The sequence below is a fragment of the Atlantibacter sp. genome, from assembly GCF_032062175.1.
Taxonomy (GTDB): domain Bacteria; phylum Pseudomonadota; class Gammaproteobacteria; order Enterobacterales; family Enterobacteriaceae; genus Atlantibacter.
The window spans coordinates 200,625-215,455 of record NZ_DAMBQK010000002.1 but is presented as its reverse complement, the minus strand read 5'-3'; the positions used below and the strand labels follow the sequence as shown (position 1 = coordinate 215,455).

Annotated in this window: 18 protein-coding genes and 1 pseudogene; 8 read left to right on the top strand and 11 right to left on the bottom strand. The window is 53.4% G+C overall.

Translation table 11 applies throughout. From position 1 onward, the window contains the following. Nucleotides 1–3 precede the first annotated feature (3 nt). Both RT120_RS03280 and RT120_RS03275 read right to left on the bottom strand, forming a co-directional pair. A complete protein-coding gene (locus RT120_RS03280) occupies nt 4–1,197 on the bottom strand; it encodes an MFS transporter (protein WP_312979318.1) in 1,194 nt (397 codons plus the stop codon). Beyond that, nucleotides 1,178–2,338, bottom strand: a complete 1,161-nt coding sequence (locus RT120_RS03275; RefSeq protein ID WP_312979317.1) for an alpha/beta hydrolase — start codon at nt 2,336–2,338, stop codon at nt 1,178–1,180. The genes RT120_RS03280 and RT120_RS03275 overlap by 20 nt, the downstream gene beginning before the upstream one ends. Before the next feature lie 166 nt (nt 2,339–2,504). Between RT120_RS03275 and RT120_RS03270 the strand changes: the two genes are divergently transcribed. The 3 genes from RT120_RS03270 (at nt 2,505) to RT120_RS03260 (ending at nt 4,183) form a co-directional block, all read left to right on the top strand. Next, nucleotides 2,505–3,389, top strand: a complete 885-nt coding sequence (locus tag RT120_RS03270) for a LysR family transcriptional regulator (protein ID WP_312979316.1) — start codon at nt 2,505–2,507, stop codon at nt 3,387–3,389. A gap of 90 nt (nt 3,390–3,479) precedes the next feature. Continuing rightward, on the top strand, nt 3,480–3,710 hold the full coding sequence (locus tag RT120_RS03265; protein WP_312979315.1) for a hypothetical protein: 231 nt from the start codon (nt 3,480–3,482) through the stop codon (nt 3,708–3,710). Then, nucleotides 3,707–4,183, top strand: a complete 477-nt coding sequence (locus RT120_RS03260; protein ID WP_312979314.1) for an Imm63 family immunity protein — start codon at nt 3,707–3,709, stop codon at nt 4,181–4,183. The genes RT120_RS03265 and RT120_RS03260 overlap by 4 nt, the downstream gene beginning before the upstream one ends. Before the next feature lie 95 nt (nt 4,184–4,278). Here RT120_RS03260 and RT120_RS03255 read toward each other — a convergent pair whose 3' ends face one another. After that, nucleotides 4,279–4,818: a DUF2058 domain-containing protein gene (locus RT120_RS03255; RefSeq protein ID WP_312979313.1), complete on the bottom strand. Its 540-nt coding sequence runs from the start codon at nt 4,816–4,818 to the stop codon at nt 4,279–4,281. Between the two features lie 35 nt (nt 4,819–4,853). After that, nucleotides 4,854–5,339, bottom strand: a complete 486-nt coding sequence (locus tag RT120_RS03250; protein ID WP_312979686.1) for a cold shock domain-containing protein — start codon at nt 5,337–5,339, stop codon at nt 4,854–4,856. A gap of 220 nt (nt 5,340–5,559) precedes the next feature. On the opposite strand from RT120_RS03250, the gene RT120_RS03245 reads away from it, so the two are divergent. Beyond that, entirely contained in the window at nt 5,560–6,009 is a 450-nt protein-coding gene (locus RT120_RS03245; RefSeq protein WP_312979311.1) for a hypothetical protein, read from the top strand. A gap of 13 nt (nt 6,010–6,022) precedes the next feature. On the opposite strand, the gene umuC is transcribed toward RT120_RS03245, so the two are convergent. Continuing rightward, a complete protein-coding gene (gene umuC, locus RT120_RS03240) occupies nt 6,023–7,285 on the bottom strand; it encodes a translesion error-prone DNA polymerase V subunit UmuC (protein ID WP_312979309.1) in 1,263 nt (420 codons plus the stop codon). Between the two features lie 259 nt (nt 7,286–7,544). Between umuC and RT120_RS03235 the strand changes: the two genes are divergently transcribed. Together RT120_RS03235 and RT120_RS03230 are read left to right on the top strand one after the other, a co-directional pair. Continuing rightward, nucleotides 7,545–8,309, top strand: coding sequence for a glutamine amidotransferase (locus tag RT120_RS03235; RefSeq protein ID WP_312979307.1), 765 nt, complete (start codon nt 7,545–7,547; stop codon nt 8,307–8,309). Nucleotides 8,310–8,674: 365 nt separating this feature from the next. Then, the gene (locus RT120_RS03230) at nt 8,675–9,076 is read left to right on the top strand and encodes a hypothetical protein (protein ID WP_312979305.1); all 402 of its coding nucleotides are present in this window, start codon (nt 8,675–8,677) and stop codon (nt 9,074–9,076) included. 79 nt (nt 9,077–9,155) lie between these two features. On the opposite strand, the gene umuD is transcribed toward RT120_RS03230, so the two are convergent. Then, nucleotides 9,156–9,581 (bottom strand): translesion error-prone DNA polymerase V autoproteolytic subunit, encoded by a 426-nt coding sequence (gene umuD, locus RT120_RS03225; RefSeq protein WP_312979303.1) that lies wholly within the window; start codon nt 9,579–9,581, stop codon nt 9,156–9,158. Nucleotides 9,582–9,777: 196 nt separating this feature from the next. Then, a complete protein-coding gene (locus RT120_RS03220; RefSeq protein ID WP_312979301.1) occupies nt 9,778–10,071 on the bottom strand; it encodes a hypothetical protein in 294 nt (97 codons plus the stop codon). A gap of 53 nt (nt 10,072–10,124) precedes the next feature. Between RT120_RS03220 and RT120_RS03215 the strand changes: the two genes are divergently transcribed. Both RT120_RS03215 and RT120_RS03210 read left to right on the top strand, forming a co-directional pair. Further along, nucleotides 10,125–10,493 (top strand): LuxR C-terminal-related transcriptional regulator, encoded by a 369-nt coding sequence (locus RT120_RS03215; RefSeq protein ID WP_312979299.1) that lies wholly within the window; start codon nt 10,125–10,127, stop codon nt 10,491–10,493. Nucleotides 10,494–10,512: 19 nt separating this feature from the next. After that, on the top strand, nt 10,513–10,875 hold the full coding sequence (locus tag RT120_RS03210) for a hypothetical protein (RefSeq protein WP_312979296.1): 363 nt from the start codon (nt 10,513–10,515) through the stop codon (nt 10,873–10,875). Here RT120_RS03210 and RT120_RS03205 read toward each other — a convergent pair whose 3' ends face one another. The 4 genes and pseudogenes from RT120_RS03205 to norR all read right to left on the bottom strand — a co-directional run bounded on the left by RT120_RS03205 (nt 10,876) and on the right by norR (nt 14,817). Next, a complete protein-coding gene (locus RT120_RS03205) occupies nt 10,876–11,685 on the bottom strand; it encodes a Cof-type HAD-IIB family hydrolase (RefSeq protein WP_312979293.1) in 810 nt (269 codons plus the stop codon). It abuts the gene before it with no gap. A gap of 100 nt (nt 11,686–11,785) precedes the next feature. Further along, nucleotides 11,786–12,613 carry an arylamine N-acetyltransferase gene (locus RT120_RS03200; protein ID WP_312979291.1) on the bottom strand — a complete coding sequence of 276 codons (828 nt, stop codon included), beginning with the start codon at nt 12,611–12,613 and terminating at the stop codon, nt 11,786–11,788. 72 nt (nt 12,614–12,685) lie between these two features. Next, nucleotides 12,686–13,102: pseudogene (locus RT120_RS03195) on the bottom strand (MOFRL family protein); the annotation flags it as partial. Between the two features lie 167 nt (nt 13,103–13,269). Beyond that, nucleotides 13,270–14,817 carry a nitric oxide reductase transcriptional regulator NorR gene (gene norR, locus RT120_RS03190; protein ID WP_312979288.1) on the bottom strand — a complete coding sequence of 516 codons (1,548 nt, stop codon included), beginning with the start codon at nt 14,815–14,817 and terminating at the stop codon, nt 13,270–13,272. Between the last annotated feature and the right edge of the window lie 14 nt (nt 14,818–14,831).

Here is a 14,831-nt window from a genome sequence, read left to right as displayed (position 1 = left end):
GCGCTAATTCGTGTTGCCGTTCTGGCGGGCTGTTTGAAATGTCAGCACGCCAGCGCTCAGAAGTAGCGCGCCGCTCAGTGCAAACGCGCTTTGCCAGCCCTGGTTGTCAAACACCATGCCACCTGCCGTGGAGCCAAGCGCGATAGAAAGCTGGATCACGGCGACCATCAGCCCGCCGCCCGCCTCGGCATCGTCGGGCAGCGTCCGCGCGATCCACGTCCACCATCCCGTTGGCGCAGCGGTCGCCAACAGCCCCCAGAAACCTAACAGCAGCGCAACGGCCCCGACGCTGTGTCCAGCCAGGATCAGCGTCCCGGCAATGGCAGCCATCAGCAACGGGATAGCTGTCAGTGTCAGATAACATTTCGCGTTCAGGAACGGCGTAACGATCAGCGTGCCAATAAAACCCGCCACGCCGATAACCAGCAGGATCAACGACAAGCTGCCCGCGCTCACCCGGGTCACCGTTTCCAGAAACGGCCGCACATAGGTAAATAACGCAAACTGCCCCATAAAGAACAGCCCGCAGGCCAGTAAGCCAACCCGCACGACTGGGTTGCTGAACAGTCGAAACACCGAGCCCCGTGGTGCCTGGCTTTTATCATTTTCCATAGCCGGCAGGCTGACGCACTGCCAGATAAACGCCACTATCGCCACCGGCACCAGGCACATAAAGGCTCCGCGCCAGCCGAGGGTGGTGCCAAGATAGCTGCCAAGCGGCGCGGCCACCACGGTCGCAAGGGCATTCCCGCCGTTAAAAATGGCTAACGCACGGGGCACCTGATGCGCCGGCACCAGCCGAATGGCCGTGGCGGCGGACAATGACCAGAAACCGCCGATAGCGATACCGATCAGGGCCCGCCCCGCCATATACACCAGGTAGCTGGAAGCCAGGGCGATGACCATTCCTGATAACGCCATCAGCGCGGTCATCCCCAGCAGGACATATTTGCGATTGATATTTCCGGTTATGCCCGAGATCGACAGGCTGGTTATTACCGCCAGCGCGCCGGAGATCGCTATCCCCTGGCCTGCCAGCCCTTCTGAAATATTCAGATCGCTGGCGATCGGCGTAAGCAGGCTGACCGGCATAAATTCCGAGGCAATAAGCGCAAAGACGCACAGGGTCATCGCAAAAACGCCGCTCCAGTGTGCGTGCGCTTTGCCGTGTGATGTTTTACGGATTAGTGTGGACATTTTCAGCTTTCAGGCTGGTTTTGAAAAATTGTGCGAACTTGTCGAACGGAATTTTTCCGGCCACGTTGTCATATAAATCGACATGGTTGGCCCCCGGGACAATGACCAGTTGTTTATCTTTACTGCCCCCCGCGTGAAAAGCATCTTCCGCAAAATAACGGGAGTGCGCGTTTTCACCGGTCACCACCAGCGTCGGGATGGTGATTTCGCTGGCGTAGCTCAGCAGCGGCATATTCATAAACGACAGCGGCATTGTCGCGTTCCAGGCGCCCGTCGAGTTCACGGAGCGCTCGTGGTAACCGCGCGGCATCCGGTAATAATCAAAAAACTCTTTCAGCACCGGGTGCGGATCCGCCGGTAACGCTTCTGGCAGAATACGATTTCCCGCGCTGGCGTTGCCCTTCTCGTCGACATAAATATCGTGGCCGCCAGGCGCAAAGGTGCCGTTTTCCGCATCCTTCCAGCGTTGCTGGTTCAGATACTGCAACACGGCGCGGCGATCGGCGGTGGTGTAACGGTCTTTGCCATCGCCCACGCCGTGGCCCATCGCCCGGCTCATGTCATACATCACGCTGGTCGCGACTGCTTTTACGCGGGTATCCATGGCGGCGTCATTTAACGCCATCCCGCCCCAGCCGCAGATGCCGAGCAAACCGATGCGGTTGCGATCCACCTCTTTCTGTAGCCCCAGGAAATCTACCGCCGCGCTAAAGTCTTCGGTGTTGATATCCGGAGAGGCGACATTACGCGGTTGGCCGCCGCTTTCACCGGTATAAGAAGGGTCGAAGGCCAGGGTGATAAAGCCCTGCTCCGCCAGCGTCTGCGCATACAGGCCGCTGGATTGCTCTTTAACCGCGCCGAATGGGCCACTCACCGCAATCGCGGCAAGTTTGCGATCGCCACGGTTTTTCGGGATATACAGATCGCCGACTAAGGTGATCCCGTAGCGGTTCTGGAAACTCACCTTACGGTGATCGACCTTCGTGCTCTCGGCGAAGGTTTTATCCCATTTTTTCACCATCGAAACGGGCAGGTTTGGATGGGTTGTATCAGCATAACTCATTGTCGTGACTCCACTTAATGATGCGCATAGCAGCATGGCAGGTATCGCGGCTGTCAGTTTTTTGGTGAAAACGCTCATGTAAATCCCCCTAAAAACACGGTATCGGTACAGGTTTCTTACGCACAACGCTGCTGTGCTTTGTTGCAATGCGGTCATTATAGTTAGCAGTATTTGTGCTGATTAGAGGCCAAACACTGCTAGCATTAATATCAATTTGTTATGAATAAGAGCTGAGGATGCGCGGATGGCGAAACGGGAAAACTATAACGATCTCTACCTGTTTATGGCGGTGGTGCAGGAAGGGAGTTTTACCGCCGCGGCACAGCGGCTGGGGCTCGCGCAATCCGGGATTAGCCGTTCTGTGCGCGAACTTGAAGAACGGCTGGGCGTACAGCTTCTGGTGCGCACCACGCGCCGATTATCGTTAACCCAGGCGGGCGAGCAGCTCTACCAGACGATTGAATCCGGCTTTGATGCGTTAGATTCGGGGCTCGCGACGCTGGCACATTATCGCCATACGCCGTCCGGCACGGTACGCATCAATGCCAGCCAGCACGCCATTGACAAAGTGCTGCTACCGAAGCTGGCGGTATTTAAACAGCGCTATCCTGATATCCGGCTTGAACTGATCAGCGAAAGCCGGTTTGTCGATATTATCGCCGAGCGCTTCGATGCCGGTATCCGCCTGGGAGGCGAAGTCGGCAGCGGCATGGTGGCGGTGCGTATTTCACCTGACATGGAAATGGCCGTTGTGGGCACGCCAGACCATTTCCGGCGCTACGGCTTTCCACAAACACCCGCTGATTTAGTTACACATCCCTGTATCGCCTACCAGTTTGCCGACGGGAGTCTGTACCAGTGGGAACTCAATCAGGACGATAAAAAAATCACCCACCGCCCGCAGGGCCAGTGGGTGTTTTCTGACAGTTATATGGAAGCAGAAGCCGCACGGTTGGGTCTTGGGCTGGGCTATGTTCCTGAAGAGCTGATTGCCGATGATGTAAAGTACGGCCGTTTGCTCCGTGTATTGCATCGCTACAGCCTGCGGCTGGACGGTGCATTTCTCTACTATCCGCACCGTAATGTGTCGCCCGCGCTACGCGCCGTTATTGATACGCTGAAAATTTGAAGGCGATGGGTAGAAAATTGAGGGCATGTGGTGATGGCGTATCTGTGCCAGAATAATTCAAATTTAACGCGTAATGGAGTCTGACTGAGAATGGTGATGGTATTTATCCCTGCGCTTGTGGCAGTGCTGGAATCAAAAGAGCAAGAAACGGGTCGTGAATTGACCCGCGATGAAGTTGAGTCGATACGCGATAATGCGACCGCTATAGCGTTGCCGGAAGAAATTGCAGTAGATATGGCCAACAGCCGTGGTTATCCCGATATCGATCCGGAGGATGTCTGGAATGAATGGTTAACCTACAAAAAAAATAAATGCCTGTGAAAACGATTGAAGAACTACGGGCGGAACTTCTCAATATTGGAGAGCAGTTAGGTGGAGGAATAAGGCCCAATCATTACTTCATTATTCCTGATAGCCCGGATGGTCTGGCGACACCCTGGCTGGAAATTCATGGCCAGAAATACCATTTTATTGTCAGTGAAAGAGGCATCGAAATAGCGCGTAAAGTCACGTCCAGTGATGATGAGATCCTTTATTGGTTTGTTGAGTGTGGCGTGGCGGGCCTGGCGTCACGTTATGCGGCATTAAACAGTTCGTCTGAAAAGGAATTCAGGGATGTTTATTTCCGCAAGCAATACCGGTTAATGCTTTCTATCAACCCTGAATGGGCCACGAGAAAGCGTAAAGAATTCACAGCGATCCTGCGATCTCAAATCTCAATACCGCAGGGATGGATTGACTATGAGGTGCAGGATCCTGGCTCCGCTCCCCGTGCATTAAGCGATAAGGAGTAAGCCGTCGTTCATGAAAGGAAAAACGTCGCCAGCGCAACCCGCGCTGGCTGAATGGCGTGGACATTATCATTGGCAACCGGTAACGACACTCTCAGTTACCACATCAAATCATCAGGCACTTTAAAATCGGCATACGGATCGTCCTCATCCTGCGCTTCCTGGCTAAGCGCGCTGTTTACCACAATGCTGTCTGCATCGCGCTGCGCGATTTTGTCCGCCACGCTGGCGGGAATAATGGCGTAGTCAACTGTGTCCTTGCCATCAACAGCCAGACGCGCAATGGCGAGACGGCCATTGATCAACTGCGCTTGCGTCGTCTTATCTACCACAACCTTTTTAATCAGGTTGTTATCGGTGAAGTTAAATTCAATATTGCCTTTGGCAACCGCAATGCGGTTCATTTCAATAAGCTGCTTCACCTGGGCTTTATATTCTTTCGATAATGCAGCCTGTTTTTGCTGTTCGCTTAGCTGCTTATCGCGCTCCAGTTGCGCCTTCTTATTTTCTTCTACGGCCTCTCTGGCCTCACGCGCCTGAACGCGTGATTTTTTTGCCGTGCGCTGGACTTTAGCCATCTTTTTGCTGGTTACTAAACCGGCTTTTAGCATCTGCTCTTGTAAGGTAAGTTTTGTCATCGTCGTTTCTACGCTCGCCCGTCATGCAATCCAAATTATTTTAATTTAAGCATTTTCACTGTGGCATCGATATCAATCTCGTCTTCCGAGAAGATTAACGTCTCGCCCTGGAACGTGGTGATCGCCAGCTTTTTCAGCGAGCGCATTTCACCCGGCTTTGCGGTTGATTTCGGCCTGATGCTGCTCATTAACGCGCCGACAGACAGCACCGCATTTTCTTTATCAATGCGGGCATCGGCAGGGACTTCTTCGCTGTAAACCAGATAAGACTTGATCGCGGTGAGCTTCAGGCGCTCGCCCGCGATAAAGATGTATTTACTTTCCGGGACCACTTTCACCGCGTACGCCGATAACCCTTTGTTATTGGTAGTGGGTTCGAACGTCACCGCCGCGTCTTTTTTAATCAACTCCGGGTTGGCGACCTTAATCACATGAAAATAGCGGTTGTCGCCGTTTTCATCTTTGATAAAACCAAAACCTTTATCTTTAAACCACGTTGTGATCTTTCCGTTCATCGCCATTACCGCCTGGTTAATCATTTAGCTACTTAATTTTTGCAGCGCGAAGTGTAAAACACAATGTCGGTACAGTCTACGCGGCGGGCTGCTCGATTTCTGGATCACCTGCCGGGCGCTTCTGCTCTTCACAATGCAGTCACGATACCTGCCGCCTGATGAGTTGACTTCAGGAAAACGCATGGGAGACACTAACAATGACTCTTACAATTAAGCGAGTAAGGCTATGAAAAAATTGCTGATTCAACTCATTTTCTTAAGCGTGGGTTTATTCAAGGCAGGAGACATAATGGCAAATACACCGGAACACGTCGTGATTGCTTTCCAACACGATTATAAAATCTGGAATGATCACGCTTTCCAGCAAAGCCAGAGTCACAAAGATAAAAATACTATGCCGCTGGCGCAGCAACGCTGGAATGAACTTTTAAAAAAATACACAAAGCCCGATTTTGAAGGCGAACCTATTGCTTTTGGTTCTGAGTCCTCTCATGACCCTGAGCAGGAAAAGATCATCTCTACAAAAATCACTGGAGATGTCGCCATTGTTACCACCAGATTGTCACAACAATACTACTCCCCGATCTATGAATATCAATTGTTCAGGCAGAGCGATAACTGGTACTTATCTCAGATCTTTTTAGTTGATGAAGACGGGAAATATCCAAGCCTGTAATTCCCCCCCACGCCTACCTCACCACGCGCAAGTCCGATAACCGCGTGGTATACGCTGGCGACAGCATTTCGCGCTTCATTGCCCAGCTTTTCTGGATCCCCTGCCCGGCGAACCACAGTTTGCCTTTCCCTTTTTTATGAATCTCATCAATCACCGACATCAGCGCCGCGCTGTTCGCCCAGGGCGTATCCTCATCGAATAAATTCAACTGCGCCACGCCGAGGCTGTAAAAATCGCTCAACATCACCCCGGCCTTCAAATACCGGCAGTTGCTGCGCCAGATACGATCCAACGCACTCACCGCCATTTTGATGATATCGCGGGTGTCGTTAGTGGGGGTTTGCAGCACGCTGAGCGCCTGGTTGGCGTAATATTCTTCATCAATGGCATGCGGGCTGGTGCGGATAAACACCGAGACCTGACGGCAAAACTGATGCTCTTCGCGCAGCTTTTGCGCCGCACGCTCCGCATACGAACAGACCGCCTGGCGCATATCTTCATACGCCGTCACCCGGTAGCCGAATGAGCGGCTGCAAATAATCTGCTGTTTAGCCGGGATGAACTCTTCCATGCCGAGGCACGATTCCCCGCGCAGTTCCCGTACGGTACGCTCCAGCACCACGCTGAAATGCTTGCGGATAAGCCAGGCAGGGCATTCGGCTAAATCCCGGGCGGTGGTGATGTCCATAGCACGCAGTTGCTTGCTTAAGCGCCGCCCCACGCCCCAAACTTCTTCAATGGGAATATGCGCCAGCGCGTTGTGCTGGCGCTCAGGGCTGGAAATATCCAGTACGCCTTCGGTGTTTTTCCAGCGTTTGGCGGCATAATTCGCCAGTTTCGCCAGGGTCTTGGTGCGCCCTATTCCCACGCCGACCTGAAGATGCGCTTCCTGAAATATGCGCCGTTGGATCTGCTTACCAAACGACTCCAGCGATTGATAGCTGGCGATGCCCCGCACATCCAGAAAGGCTTCATCAATGGAATAAACCTCGGTGGCGGGTGCCATTTCTTCCAGAATGCTCATCACCCGATGGCTCATGTCGGCATACAGCGCATAGTTAGAGCTGAATACCGCCACGTTATGGCGCTCAAACAGCGCTTTTTGTTTGAAGTACGGCGCGGCCATTGAAACCCCTATCGCCTTCGCCTGGGCATTGCGCGCGATCACGCAACCGTCGTTATTACTCAGCACCACCACCGGTCGCCCCCATAAATCTGGCCGGAAGACGGCCTCACAGGAGGCGTAAAAGCTGTTGACGTCAACCAGCGCAAACATGGTGGTCAGCTCTTAATTCGACTCGCGTCACCGCGAGAAGGTTATGCTGTGCGCAGCAGCGGTGTGTGTAATCAATCAATTGCATGATGAATATATAATGTGACTGTATATATATACAGTATCGCTAATTCTGCATGCGGCTCAAGCCATCAGAAATAAAATATTTATCTTGAGGATATTTCTGATGATTTTTTGTACTAAAGAGCGCAAAGTTATCTCAGGCGTTACGTATTGATGTTTATTACGTGGAGTTTTATTGATGCAAGTGAGTCCAATCATCATTCTTCAGGTGGGTACGCCCCCGGAGGAAATGCGCGCAGTACACGATGATGTCCCGGTGTGGTTTTGCCATGCGTTGCAGGTGCCCGTTGGCGCAGTCGAAGTGATCCGCGTGTTTGAGGGCGAGCCGCTGCCGGAACCCGACCCGCGCAGGATGGCGATCATCACTGGCTCCTGGGCGATGGTGACGGAGCGCCTGCCGTGGAGTGAAGCTATGGCAGAGTGGATCCGCGAAGCCATGCGTATCCATATGCCGCTGTTCGGCGTCTGCTACGGTCACCAGCTTATGGCGTATGCCCTCGGGGGACGCGTTGACTACCATCCCCAGGGCCGTGAAGCGGGCAACCAGCAAATCACCCTGACGCCGGAAGCCAAAAAGGACCCGCTACTCAATACGTTTCCGCAGACTTTTACCGCGCACTTAACGCATATGCAGACCGTGGTCGAACTACCGCCGGGTGCCTCTGCGCTGGCATGGTCCAGCCATGACCCGCACCAGATTGTGCGCTATGGACCGAACGCGGTATCCACACAGTTCCACCCGGAATTTACGCCCGTGATTTCAACGGCGCTAATGCAGTTCCGTGCGGAGGTGCTGCGCAGCGAAGGCCGCGATATTGATGCGATGCTCAGTGAAGTCCGCGATGCCCCGGAAGCCCGAAACGTGCTGCGTTTTTTTATTCAGCAGATGTGCGGCCACCCGAGCCAGGATATTTTCGACGAACCTACTTTTTTGCATTATTGAGCAAAGAATAGCATTACCTCTTACTCTATCCCGTTACAGACCTCGTTACATGGCAGGTGCTAAAAAAACCACCCTACAGGCGGGCGGCGCAAGGATTATTAACGCCCGCCAAGTTTCACTATAAAGAAAAAGCACTTTCATGTTGCTGGGTGAATTAAATCACACACACCACAAAAACAACGCGGGTAATTAAAATATTAAATTTCAGCACGTAAAAAAGTTATTGCAACCTGGAAAGCAACAGCCTATTTTATAGGCAATAAATCATTTAAAACCGCTCGCACTGAAATAAAAGCCAGTGTTTTCTCAAACCCCTATTTTATCATAAAAAACGCAAACGCGTTATCTACCGCAGGATAGGCTAAATGGAAAAATCTATCGAAACAAAGGAATGCATCCGAAAGATCATTCATTACATATCAACGCATAACGCTATGATACAGGTGGATAGAAACCAGTGGGTTACTATACCGCAGCACGGATGCTCAGATGAATACTGTATAATAATACACTCGGGCCATATCGCTGTCGCTCAGCCTGAAGGCATTAACTGTTTCCTCTACGCACCAATAATCATCAATCTGAATATATATCTCCCTCCGTCCACCATTCGTTTTAAAACATTAACGCCAGTTTGTTATGAAATTATAAATAAGCAGGCGGCTTTCGCCATTATCGAACAAGAAAATTTATGGAAGGAAACCGTCTGGCTCAATCGTTCTCTTTTGGAGAGCTATTTTGCAGCAACGCCCGGCTTTCAAAGATAAAATACATGGCGTTGCTGACAGGGTTTTAAAGAATAAAAGAAGCGTTACTCTTCAGGATAACCATTTATCCACCAGGATCTTACCCCCTCTTTTTCTTTAATACCCAACTCACCACGCCAAAGATTTGCAGCTGTGAATCATCGGTAAAGGTAATCGGCTGATAAGCCGGATTGGTCGGCACCAACTGCGGTACCGGGCGCAGGCGCAGCAGCTTTACGGTAAAATCCCCGTCCACAGCGGCGACCACCACATCGCCGTGCTGCGGGGTTAACGCGCTGTCCACCACCAGCAAATCCCCATCGGAGATGCCCTCTCCTGTCATCGAATCCCCGGAGGCCTTAAGGAAATAGGTCGCGCTGGGGTGTTGAATGCATAACGACGCAATATCGATACGCGTTTCTACGTAATCCTGCGCGGGAGACGGGAAGCCGCACGGCACGTACTCCAGAAAGAGCGGTAAAAATTCGGGGCGAGTCGCTTCGCTTAAAGAGATTAATCTGTTCATTTTTTGTTAGACCCAACATCACTGTATTTATGTACAGTATTATTGTTTTTGCGGAACCGACAACGCCATTTTGGCCGCTTCGTCGCAGGTCATTGAACAAATTGAGGATTTTATTTTTTAACCGATTCAAAACGTGACAGCGTGACACGGGGATAAAAAAAGCCGCCTGCACAGGCAGGCGGCCGGGGTTAAGGGATCAGAACGTGTAGCGGTAAGAAATCCCGACCTGCTGGCCAGTGTTGTGGCTGGACGCGTCCAGGCTATAGCCCACGCCCCAGGTCATATTGCCTTTTTGCATTTTCACGCTCAGCTTGCCTTCGAACGCGGTTTTATCCATCACGTCAGCCGAGATGCTGTCTGAAGCCGGGATACCCGTCGTCCTGACTTTACTGGTCACGTCAGTATCCCCTGCGGCAAACACCACCGACATATCCGCATCGGTGCTCAGCGCCCAGCCAGAGTCCATCGCCCAGGTTTTGTTCAGACGCACCCCTACCGGGAATTGCCAGATATCCTGACGGGTTTTATCGGTTTTAAATTTTGATGACCCGTGAAGCGCGTTTTTCCAATACTATCGAAAACATACTGATTAATACCGTTGCAGATTATGCGCTTAACTGCACCGACTCTCTGAGAAAACTGGAGCAGGTATTAAGAGAATTACATGGCTGCACCCAGCATAAAACCATTATTAAAAACACGGCCTGGTATCGCATCGAAAAAGCGTCGAACCTGACGCGCAAAGAAGAAGTGGTGCTGCCTTATATTGTCTCGGGGAAAAACAACAAAGAGATTTCTCGCTATCTGAATTTATCTCAGAAAACAGTGAGCTGCCATCGTCGAAGCATTTATGAAAAATTCAAGGTCAATAATTTGATTGGTCTGTACAACACCTTTTGCTATATGAAATAGCCTTAAACTGAGTGGGATTATGTCTACGCCAGAATATATTGAGAAAGCGTTACAGCAGTGCTTTTTAGCGTTATATCTTCAGCGCGGCGATACCAGCCCTACCGCCGCTTATTCAGCGTTTTTCGCCACGCTCGGCGAACATGACGTCCCGGCCTGCCAGCGTCAGCATTACCGGGATTTAAAGCAGACCTTTCTGGCGGCCATTAGCTATATTGAGCAGAACCTGGCGCATCAGAATAGCGATGTGTTTATCGATAAACTCCGGCAAAAAATGCTGTTGCAACTGCTCGATTTTTACAGGGAAACCTGCGGCTGGCTGGCGGTAGAGGACTATATCGCCTCACGCAATAGCATCCTTTACCACCACGCGCTGTGTGAATAATCAGGCGGGCAACCGCTGTTCCAGTACCGCGTCAATCACATCAAGTGCGCCGCTGTGGTTCAGCGAGCCCGTGGCGTATTTGGCGATCTTTTTCACTTCCGGCGCGGCGTTGTCCATCGCAAAGGAGTAACCCGCCAGTTGCAGCATCTCAATGTCGTTGCCGCTGTCGCCCACCGCCACGCATTCGCCGGGGGCGATATTCCAGCGCGCCATCAGGCGCTGCAATCCGCTGGCCTTGTGTGAGCCGGGAATAATCAAATCGACAAAACCAAAACCGCTGGTCACCGGTTTAACGATGCCGTCCAGCGAATGGTGCAGGCTGTCCACCAGCGCCGGGATCGCGTCGTCGTGCAGATTGAGTGAGAATTTAAAGATCACATCGTCGATGGCGTACAGATCGTCCACCGGTTTCAGGCGGTGATAGTGTTTCGACATCAAATCGATAAACGCCTGCGGCGCGCCGGCGCGGTAATACGCGCTTTCCAGCCCGCACACCACGAAGTTAATACCCTCGAATTCACCGAGTTCATCCACCACTTTATGGAACTGAGCCGTGGTCAGTTCCCCGTGGTGGACGCGTTGCCCCTGGTCATAAACCAGCGCGCCGTTTTCCGCAACGAAAGAGATGTCGTGACAAATCTCCGGGAAGAATGAAATGAGCTGGTAATACTGGTTGCCGCTGGCCACCACAAATTTAATGCCCTTCTCCTTCAGCGCGTGGTACTGCTTGTGAAACCTTTCTCGATCGTAATCCTTTTTCTCGTTGAGAAAGGTGCCATCCATATCCACTGCGATGAGTTTAATCTTCATACAACCTCATTAAATCAGTACAACTTAAGGGCGACATGCTAACACCCTTTAATCGAAGAACCATATGCATTGGGCGAATTCATACTTATCGCAAATGAATTCATGCCGACTCCAGCCGCGCCATCACTGCCCGCAACGCATCGCGGCGGATGCCGTGTACCGGGTGCGAGACATTCAGCCCGCACTCCTCCACCAGGCAATCATACAGCGCATCGGCATTCGGCAACGCTTCCGTGACGGCAGGCAATCCGGGCATACGCCGGGTAACGCGCCGGTTGAGAACGGTGATTTTACCGCCGTCGGGGCGCATCAGCGCCAGCAGTAAATGATGCCGGAAATGGGAGTCAGGCCAGCGGGAGACAAAGTGATTCGCCATTAAATAATCTGCCGGATACTGGTGCGCCAGGTCAAAGCGGTACAGCGCCTGCCAGCCCTCGTCATTACGCGTTTCCAGACAGTAATCGTCATCACTTTGGAGCAGCCGGTAGCTGCCGTGAGGCGTGTTCTGCACGGTATCGGGCACAAACTCAATCGGCGTCGACAGCGTCTGGCCGCCGAATCCCACGTCCGCCAGCCACTGTTTGTCATCCAGGGTAATCAGCGATAGCCGATGGGTGCGCGGCGGCATCTCCGGCGGATTAGCAATCACCACCCGCGCACCCAGATCCTGCACCGCAAACCCCAGCTCGCGCAGCGCCCAGGTAAACACGCCGTTCTGCTCGTAGCAGTAGCCGCCGCGCCGGGCGGTAATCAGCTTGTCTGAGAGGTGCGCATCGTCCAGCAAAATGGGGCGTTCCAGTAAAACGTCGAGGTTTTCGAAGGGAATATGACAGGTATGCAGCAAATGAAGCTGTTTTAACGTCGCGTAATCCGCGCGGGGCGCACCGCAAAAGCCGATGCGCGCAAAGTAATCATCAATAAAGGCCATAACCCGGTTCCTGTAAAAACACCTTACAGTTATAGCCTTAAATGACGAACGCCTGTTTCGGTTTGTGCGCTTTTAGGGGTTATCCGGGGCGATAAGGAGCGCGCGGATATCGTTGATGTTGGTTAGCGTCGGGCCGATGATCACCAGCGCCTGCTGCGCGGAGAAATAGCGGTAACTGTCATGCGCATCGAGAAAGGCGCACGCGTCCGGCCCGTGCGTCAGGGTATCCGGCCCGATAACCGCCCCGGCGGCGTCCTCGGTGCCGTCAATGCCGTCGCTATCCCCGGCGATGGCCTAAATCCCCGCTTCGCCGTTGAGCGCCACTGCCAGGCTCAGCAAAAACTCAGTATTGCGCCCGCCTTCGCGGTTGCCCAGCGTCACGGTGGTCTCCCCGCCGCTCAGCAGGATCGCAGGCGGCTTGACCGGTAAGCCGTGGCGCTTCACCGAACGTGCGATCCCGGCCATCATGATCCCCATCTGACTGTTTTCGGCTGGCCATCGGCAACTGGAACTTCATCAAGTCCCAACGTCACGTTGCAATCTACGAAAAGCCGTGGGTGCGGTAGTAACCGGGTAGATATCGTCACCCAAAAATGCACGTCGTTAAGTGGGGCTGGTTTACTGACGATGTATATTTTGGTGAAGGGAGCAGAGTTTTATCGTTCCATTTTGCTTTTGGATCTGGACGCTTTAAGCCCCAGGCGTTTTGCCAGGCGGTGCAGGTTCGCCACGTCGATATCCAGCGCCCTTGCACAGGCAGCCCAGTTATTGTCATGTTGCGCCAGAGTGCGGCGGATCAGCTGGCTCTGAAACGCATCGGTCGCGCTACGCAGCGCCAGGTTTTCTTCCGGGAGTTCCACAGACTGCGCGGGTGCGGTTTCCAGGCCCGGCGTGAGGGTAAAATGGCTGGCGTCGAGGATCAGTTCATCGCTGTTCTGAGTCGCGCCCGCCAGCAAAATCGCCCGGTGTATAGCGTGTTCCAGCTCGCGGACGTTGCCCGGCCAGCCGTAAGCGCGAATATGCACAAGCGCGCTGGCGCTCAGCACCACGCTGCCCAGTCCCAGCCGCGCCCTGGACTGCTCGCAGAAGAAACCTGCCAGCACCACTTTATCGTCGCCGCGCTCGCGCAAGGCCGGAACGGCCAGCGGGAACACGCTCAACCGGTGGTACAGGTCGGCACGGAAACGCCCTTCCATCACTTCTTCTTTGAGGTCGCGGTTAGTGGCCGCTAACACGCGGACATCGACCCGCAAACTGCGATCGTCACCCACGCGTTGAATGTCACCATATTGCAAAACCCGCAGCAATTTTGCCTGTAGCGGTAGCGAAAGCTCGCCGATCTCATCTAAAAACAGCGTCCCGTGATCCGCCATTTCGAATTTCCCGCTGCGGTTGCTGATTGCCCCGGTAAATGCCCCTTTGACGTGGCCGAACAGTTCGCTTTCCGCCACGCTTTCCGGCAAGGCGGCGCAGTTGAGATACACCAGCGGGTTGGCGGCGCGCGCCGAACCTTCGTGGATAGCCCGTGCCACCAGCTCTTTGCCTGTCCCGGTTTCACCGCTAATCAGCACGTTAAGATCTGACGGCGCGACAATATCAATCGCCTTTTTCAGGGCCACCATCGGCGCGCACAGGCCGATCATCTCCGTACCCGACGCGTTGCCGGTATGGGCGGCCGTGGCGGCGGGCAGCGGGTTATTTTTTTCCAACTGTTCGATCAGCAACGCATTATCCAGGGCACCTGCGGCGAGCACGGCAATCAATCGCAATTCTTCATCGCTGAAGTTATCAAACTGGGTGGGGTCCATGCCGTCGAGGGTGAGCGCACCAATCAGGGTTTGCCCGGCAAACAGCGGCAGGCCGATACAGGCGTGCACTTTCAGGCTTTCATGACCGGGGATCAGCCCGTCATACGGGTCCGGCAGGGTGCTGTCCGCCGGGAAGCGCACGATATCGCCAGCGCGGGCGATGGCCTCCAGACGGGGATGTTCGTTAAGGGCGAAGCGTCTGCCGGGTACGTCCGGGGATAATCCATCAATCGCCAGCGGGCGAAAGTGCTGGGCTTCATAGCGCAGCAACGCTGAGGCGTCGCACTGCAACACGTCGCGTAAGGTACTGATTAAACGCTGGAAGCGGTCCTGATGGCTGATGCCCTGCTGGAGTTCGATGGCGATGGTGGCGAGAAGATTAACGGACAGACTCATAAGGCGCACTCATA

Excerpts from the sequence above, each read along its gene's own strand:
- RT120_RS03280 (WP_312979318.1), bottom strand. The coding sequence starts at position 1,197 with ATGTCCACACTAATCCGTAAAACATCACACGGCAAAGCGCACGCACAC.
- RT120_RS03275 (WP_312979317.1), bottom strand. The coding sequence starts at position 2,338 with ATGAGCGTTTTCACCAAAAAACTGACAGCCGCGATACCTGCCATGCTG.
- RT120_RS03270 (WP_312979316.1), top strand. The coding sequence starts at position 2,505 with ATGGCGAAACGGGAAAACTATAACGATCTCTACCTGTTTATGGCGGTG.
- RT120_RS03265 (WP_312979315.1), top strand. The coding sequence starts at position 3,480 with ATGGTGATGGTATTTATCCCTGCGCTTGTGGCAGTGCTGGAATCAAAA.
- RT120_RS03255 (WP_312979313.1), bottom strand. The coding sequence starts at position 4,818 with ATGACAAAACTTACCTTACAAGAGCAGATGCTAAAAGCCGGTTTAGTA.
- RT120_RS03250 (WP_312979686.1), bottom strand. The coding sequence starts at position 5,339 with ATGGCGATGAACGGAAAGATCACAACGTGGTTTAAAGATAAAGGTTTT.
- RT120_RS03245 (WP_312979311.1), top strand. The coding sequence starts at position 5,560 with ATGAAAAAATTGCTGATTCAACTCATTTTCTTAAGCGTGGGTTTATTC.
- umuC (WP_312979309.1), bottom strand. The coding sequence starts at position 7,285 with ATGTTTGCGCTGGTTGACGTCAACAGCTTTTACGCCTCCTGTGAGGCC.
- RT120_RS03235 (WP_312979307.1), top strand. The coding sequence starts at position 7,545 with ATGCAAGTGAGTCCAATCATCATTCTTCAGGTGGGTACGCCCCCGGAG.
- RT120_RS03230 (WP_312979305.1), top strand. The coding sequence starts at position 8,675 with ATGGAAAAATCTATCGAAACAAAGGAATGCATCCGAAAGATCATTCAT.
- umuD (WP_312979303.1), bottom strand. The coding sequence starts at position 9,581 with ATGAACAGATTAATCTCTTTAAGCGAAGCGACTCGCCCCGAATTTTTA.
- RT120_RS03215 (WP_312979299.1), top strand. The coding sequence starts at position 10,125 with ATGACCCGTGAAGCGCGTTTTTCCAATACTATCGAAAACATACTGATT.
- RT120_RS03210 (WP_312979296.1), top strand. The coding sequence starts at position 10,513 with ATGTCTACGCCAGAATATATTGAGAAAGCGTTACAGCAGTGCTTTTTA.
- RT120_RS03205 (WP_312979293.1), bottom strand. The coding sequence starts at position 11,685 with ATGAAGATTAAACTCATCGCAGTGGATATGGATGGCACCTTTCTCAAC.
- RT120_RS03200 (WP_312979291.1), bottom strand. The coding sequence starts at position 12,613 with ATGGCCTTTATTGATGATTACTTTGCGCGCATCGGCTTTTGCGGTGCG.
- norR (WP_312979288.1), bottom strand. The coding sequence starts at position 14,817 with ATGAGTCTGTCCGTTAATCTTCTCGCCACCATCGCCATCGAACTCCAG.